At 68.8% G+C, this 6,412-nt stretch carries 1 protein-coding gene; it reads right to left on the bottom strand.

Annotated elements, in window-relative coordinates; translation table 11 throughout:
• Positions 1 to 6,377, bottom strand: a 6,377-nt coding sequence (locus ACIA76_RS42505; protein WP_397161098.1) for an SDR family NAD(P)-dependent oxidoreductase, incomplete at its 3' end; no start/stop codon positions are given.
• Positions 6,378 to 6,412 lie beyond the last annotated feature (35 nt).

Genomic DNA, 6,412 nt, shown 5'->3' with positions numbered 1-6,412 from the left:
CCATTCGACGCACCATCCTGATTCACCGCCGAACCAGCCACCACACCCAACACCCGACGACCATGCCGACGCGCATCAGACAACCGCTCCAACAACACCATTCCGACACCCTCACCCCACCCGGTGCCGTCGGCGGCATCCGCAAACGACTTACACCGGCCGTCCGGAGCCATCCCCCGCTGGCGGCTGAAATCCACGAATGTGTCCGGCGTCGACATCACGGTCACGCCGCCGGCCAGCGCCAGCGAACATTCGCCACGCCGCAGCGCTTGCGCCGCAAGATGAATCGTGACCAGCGACGACGAACATGCGGTGTCCACAGTGAGCGCGGGACCCTCGAGCCCGAGGGCGTAGGACACCCGCCCGGAGACCACGCTCCCGAGATTGCCGTTGCCAAGATACGCCGCGACATCCTCGGGCACCTCGGTGAGCCAGGTTCCGTAATCGTGGTACATCACCCCGACGAAAACGCCGGTACTGGTGCCACGCAACGAGTGTGGTGCAATGCCCGCGCGTTCGATGGTCTCCCAGCAGATTTCGAGTGCCAGCCGCTGCTGAGGGTCCATCGCCGCGGCCTCACGCGGACTGATCCCGAAGAAGTCGGCGTCGAAACCCGCTGCGTCGTAAAGAAATCCGCCCTCATTGGCGTATGTCTTGCCCGGGGTGCCCGGCTCGGGGTGGTAGAGGTCCGCGATATCCCAGCCGCGATCGGTCGGGAACTCGCCGATACCGTCGACACCGTCGACGACGAGAGTCCACAGCTCTTCCGGCGAATTCACCCCGCCGGGATAGCGGCAGCCCATCGCAACGATCGCAATCGGCTCGTCGACGTCCGAGGGCCGGGCGCTATCGACGGAACTCGGTGCGGCCTTGTCACCAAACGCTTCCGCACCGAAGAGGGTGTCACCGATATGGGTCGCCAGCGCCGCAGGCGTCGGGTAGTCGAAGACCAGAGTCGCGGGCAGCCGCAGACCGGTGGCCGCGCCCAGGCTGTTGCGCAGTTCGACGGCGGACAGCGAGTCGAATCCGAGGTCGGCGAACGCCCGCTGCGCCGCGATCGCGTCGGCACCGTCGTGCGCGAGCACCGCCGCGACCTCATCGCGGACCAGATCGAGCAACGCACGATCGCGCTCGGCGGCACCCAGTGCACCTATCCGCTCGGCGAGCGAAGCCGCCGCGACGCCGCGGACGGCGGCGACCACCCGCTTACGCACAGGCCGGACAAGTCCGCGCAGCAGTGCGGGCACCCCGTCCGGTCGAGCGCGGACGGCGGCTGCGTCTATGTCCACCGGCACCAGCCGGGATTCGAGCGATCCGACGGCGGCGTCGAACAAACGCAATGATTGCTGTGCGGTCAGTCCCGGCACGCCGAGCCGCGCGATGCGCGCCGAACCTGCCTCGCCGAGCTGGGCTCCCATCCCGACTGTCTCGGCCCACAGACCCCACGCCAGCGCGACCGCAGATAGACCGAGAGACTGCCGGTACTCGGCCAGCGCGTCGAGAAATGCGTTGGCCGCCGCATAGTTGCCCTGACCGCCACCGTCGAGCACGGCGGCCAGCGAGGAGAACAGCACGAAGGCCTTCAGCGGCCGGTCCACGGTCAGTTCGTGCAGATGCCACGCGCCCGCGACCTTGGCGCGGAAGACCTCGTCAACGGATTCGGGGGTGAGCGTATCGATGACGCCGTCGCGCACCACGCCTGCCAGGTGGATCACCGAGTCGACGGGATGTTCGGCGAGCACGGCGGACAGCGCGGCCCTGTCACCGACATCGCAGGCCACCGTTGTCACTGCTGCACCCAATTGTGTTAATTCCCTGGATATTTCACCGTCTCCGGCCGAGCGGCCGATCAGCACCAGCCGTCGCACGTCGTGTGCGACGACCAGGTGCCGGGCGATCAGACCCCCGAGTCCACCGGTCCCGCCGGTGATCAGCACGGTGCCCCACTCCGGTGTAGCCGCGCTCGATACCGGTACCCGCACCAGGCGCGGCGCGCGCAGCCCATCGACGGCGGACGACAGCTCCGGCTCCCCGGTGGCCAGCGCCGCAGTGATCTCGTCCAGCGCCTGCGGCTGCGATGTTTCCAACGCGACGATGCGCCCCGGATGCTCCGCCTGGGCCGCGCGCACCAGACCGCGCACCGCCGAACCGGACAGGCCCGGTGCGGTCCGCACCACCAGACGCGACTGCGACCAGCGCTCGTCCGCGAGCCATGCCTGCAGGATGGCGAGCACGGTGACGGTCGCCGCGCGAGCGTCGGCCACCGGATCCTGTTCTCTGGCAGGCACAGTGAGTACCACGACTGCAGGCAGCGGATCGGGTGACGCAGTGAGGGCGGCAAGGGCCGCCGCGGGGTCGGCAAGCGCCAAGAAGGCGGGAGCCGACCCCGCGGCGACCGGGATCCCGGCGACGCTGACGGGATAGGAGGCGGCAGCTCGGGTCACAGCATCGGGACCCGGAAGTGCCGCAAGAGGCGCCGACAGTTCGACCTTGTACAGCACCTCACCGGTGGTAACTGGCCGCGATACCAGCCCCGCGATGTCGGCGACGGGAACGCCGGCGGCATCGGTGATTTCCAGGGCGAGGGTGTCGTCCCCGTAGCGGGCGATGTGCACCCGCAGCGCCGACGCGCCGACCGCGTGCAGGGAGACCCCCGTCCAGGCGAACGGAATCAACACCTGCTCGGCGGGTTCGCGGGCGAGGTCGGCGGCGTGCAGTGCGGCGTCGAGCAGTGCGGGGTGTATCGCGAACGCAGAGCCGTCCACCGTCGTCGGGAGTTCGATCTCGGCGTAGCGATCCTCGCCACGCCGCCAGGCCTTGCGCAGCCCGCGGAACGTCGGGCCGTAGCCGTAGCCCCTAGTCGCCAGTTCCTCGTACACACCGGTCAGATCGATCGGCTCGGCGTCGTGCGGCGGCCACCCGGGCTGCGCCTGCGTGGGCTGCGCGCCCGTGGCGGTGAGAAAGCCGCTGGCGTGCGCGGTCCACGGCCCACCTCGGCTGCGATCCGGCCGCGAATCGATCGCCAACGCATACCGATCGCCGAAGTCGGTGCCAGTGGCAGAGCTGTTGGCAGTCAACGTGATTCTGATAGCTACTCCGCTGCCCTCGGCCAGAATCAGCGGCGCGCCCACGGCGAGTTCCTCAATATGACTCGCTCCCACCTGGTCACCGACCCGCAGCGCGAGTTCCACGAAGGCGGTGCCTGGGACGAGCACCCGTCCGTCGATGACGTGCTCGGCCAACCACGGATGGGTGCGCAGCGACAGCCGTCCGGTGAGCACCACCGTCTCGGCGTCCACCTCGACGACCGCGCCGACCAGTGGATGGTCGGCCGGAAGCTGACCGAGGTCGGCGAGACTACCAGCGGCGGCACCGGGTTCGAGCCAGTAACGCTTGCGCTGAAAGGGGTAGGTCGGCAGGTCAATGCGGCGCGCGCCGCTGTCGGCAAAGAACATCGACCAGTCGATCCGCGCGCCCCGCGCGTACGCGGTTGCCAACGCCGACACCGCTTCTCGCGACTCCGGACGATCACGGCGCAGCAGCGGGATGAATGAAACACCGGGGTCGGTGACGCAGTCGCGCCCCATCCCGCAGAGCACGCCGTGCGGGCCCAACTCGACGAAGGTGCGCACACCCGCCTCCGTGAGCCAGCGCACGGAATCCCGGAATCGCACGGTGGCGCCGATATGGTCGACCCAGTATTCGGGCGTCGCGAACTCGGCACCGACCAGTGCACCGGTCACCGTGGACACCACCGGCAGCTGGGCGGGCCGGTAGGTAAGCACCCGGGCGATCCGTTCGAACTCCGCCAGCATCGGCGTCATCAGCCGGGAGTGGAACGCGTGACTCACCCGCAGCTGTTTGGTTTCCCGGCCGCGCTCAGCCAGGACATCCGTTACGGCCCTCACCTCATCCGTGACCCCGGACAGCACCACCGATTCCGGCCCGTTCACCGCGGCCAGTTGGACGCCCTCGGTCAGCAGCGGCGCGATCTCGTCCCCGCTCGCCTGCACCACGACCATCACGCCGCCCACAGGCAATTGCTGCATGAGCCTGCCCCTTGCACACGCGAGGATCGTGGCGTCCTGGAGGCTGAGCACACCCGCCGCGTGCGCGGCGGCCAACTCACCGATCGAGTGTCCGACAAGGTAATTCGGCATCAGATCCCAGCTCGACACGAGCCGGAACAACGCGACCTCGATCGCGAACAGTGCGGGTTGCGCGTATTCGGTCCGGTCGAGCAATTCGGCCTGCGCCGAACCTGCCTCGGCGAACAGAACGTCGTACAACGGCACGTCGAGCTGGAGATCCACATGCCCCGCGACGGCGTCCAGCGCATCGGCGAAAACCGGGTAATCGCTGTACAGTTCACGGCCCATCGCCGTGCGCTGGCTGCCCTGACCGGTGAACATGAAGGCGATCGGTCCCGATGCAGCGAGCGCGCCCGGCGTCGCGCCGTCGGCTACCCGCGCCAGGGCGGCCCGCAACTCCGTTCGGTCGGCGGCGACGATCCCGACCCGGTCCGGGAGCGCCGCCCGCGCGGTGGCGAGGGTGCAGGCGAGATCCACCATGGCCGGATCGTCGAGTTCGTCGAGTCGCGTCAGCAACCCTGCGGCCTGCGCGCGCAGGGCAGACTCGCCACGCGCGGACAGAGTGAAGGGTAGGGGCGTGGTCACCGGTGGCAGTTCGCGGCCGGGCTCGAGGTCCGGCGCCTGCTCGAGCACGAGATGCGCATTGGTTCCGCTGAGCCCGAACGAGGACACCCCCGCCCGCCGCGGGCGCGACACCGTCGGCCATGGCCGTGCCTCGGTGAGCAGTTCGACGGCTCCGGCAGACCAATCTACATGCGGCGTCGGCGCATCGATATGCAGTGTGCGCGGCAGCATTTCGTGCCCGAGCGCGAGAATCATCTTGATCATGCTTGTTACCCCGGCCGCGGCCTGGGTGTGCCCGAGATTGGATTTCACCGAGCCGAGCCACAGCGGCCGGTCCTCGGGCCGGTCCTGGCCGTAGGTGGCAAGCAGAGCCTTCGCCTCGATCGGATCGCCGAGGACGGTGCCGGTGCCGTGCGCATCGACCGCATCCACATCGGCGGCCCGCAATCCCGCATCAGCCAATACGGATTCGATCAGGCGCCGCTGCGCCGCACCGTTCGGCGCGGTCAGCCCGTTGCTGCCGCCGTCGGAGTTGACCCCGGAACCGCGCACGACTGCGAGCACCTGATGCCCGTGCTTGCGCGCCTGCGAAAGCCGTTCCAGGACAAGCACACCGACACCCTCGGAGAATCCGGTGCCGTCGGCGGCGGCGGCGAACGACTTGCACCGCCCGTCCGGTGCCAGGCCCTGCTGCCTGCTGAACGCGGTGAATACGCCGGGCCCGCTCGATACGGTTACCCCACCCGCGAGCGCCAGGGTGGATTCCCCGGTGCGCAACGATCGGCACGCCAGATGCACCGCGACCAGTGCCGCCGAGCACGCGGTATCCACCGTGACGGCAGGGCCCTCGGTACCGAGCAGGTAGGCGACGCGACCGGAGATCAGGCTCGTTGCGACGCCCGTCATCAGATAGGCGTCGAGGCCGTCGGCCGCCTGGTGCAGGCGCGGGCCGTACTCCGATGCCTCGGCACCGAAGAACATGCCGGTCGGGCTGCCGCGCAGCCCGGTCGGATCGATACCGGCACGTTCGAGTGCCTCCCACGACGTTTCGAGGATCAGCCGCTGTTGAGGATCCATCGCGATCGCCTCGCGCGGACTGATCCCGAAGAAGTCGGCGTCAAAATCCGCTGCCCCGTCGATGAATCCGCCGCGCCGGGTGCGGCTGACGCCGGCCAGCTCGACGTCGCCGTCGAACAGCTGGTCCAGATCCCAGCCGCGATCGGCCGGAAAGTCCGACAGGACATCGCGTTCGGCCATCAGCACGTCCCACAGCTGCTCGGGTCCGTCGATGCCGCCCGGGTATCGGCAGCCGATCCCCACCACTGCGATCGGATCGTCGGGATCGGCTGGGACAACGGGATGGGCTGGGGCAGTTGTCATTGCGGCGACCGGGCCCATCACTGCCTCGAGCAGACCGTCGACGAGCGCTTCGGGGGTCGGATAGTCGAACGCGAGAGTGACGGCGAGATCGAGGCCGGTTTCCTGGGTCAGGAGTCGATGCAGCTCGACCGCGGCCAAGGAGTCGAAACCCTGCGCTTGGAACGATATTCCCGCCTCGACCGTCTCGTCGTGGTCCGGCCGGGCCGTCCGCCGGGCAGCGCCTGCCACTCGGCGGACCAGCTCGAAGACGACACGTCGATATTCCGACGGCGGGATCTCGGCGAGCATCGCGCCCAGCAACGAACGGGGAGCCGATGTCGAGTCAGCACCAGGCACCATCATGCACACACATCCCTATGTCGGCTTCGTCCGTATTC

Origin of the sequence: Nocardia sp. NPDC051570, from assembly GCF_044454005.1 — a bacterium.
In the GTDB taxonomy this organism is placed as follows: Bacteria; Actinomycetota; Actinomycetes; order Mycobacteriales; family Mycobacteriaceae; genus Nocardia.
The sequence above is the reverse complement of the archived record's forward strand: the minus strand, read 5'-3'. Positions and strand labels throughout refer to the sequence as shown.